We start from the raw sequence: 279 nt of genomic DNA on the forward strand, positions 1-279 counted from the left end.
GCACGCGGCCACGTCGATGCTGGAAAAGGCGTTCTCTTGCAGCGTCATGAATACTTCGTCATCCTTATCGAACGCCAGCTCGCGCTCGCCGTCGAGTGCGACGATGCCGGCGCCGTGCTGCACACGCTCTGGCACGGCATGCTCGAGGCGGTGCCAGCAGGCAACCGGCACCGACCGCATCAGTCCGGGCGCAATGGGCGCCATCAGCTCGAACGCGCATTGCCCGTGTCGGCCCAGTTCGATGGCGAGGCCACCGCGTTCGTGCCGGCCGACCGGTTC

1 pseudogene is annotated in these 279 nt (G+C 67.0%); it reads right to left on the reverse strand.

Annotation, left to right across the window (positions count from 1 at the left end):
- Window positions 1-279, reverse strand: a pseudogene (locus EN874_RS33380) (acetoin catabolism protein X); the annotation flags it as partial.

It is taken from the genome of Mesorhizobium sp. M1D.F.Ca.ET.231.01.1.1 (genome assembly GCF_003999155.2).
In the GTDB taxonomy this organism is placed as follows: domain Bacteria; phylum Pseudomonadota; class Alphaproteobacteria; order Rhizobiales; family Rhizobiaceae; genus Mesorhizobium.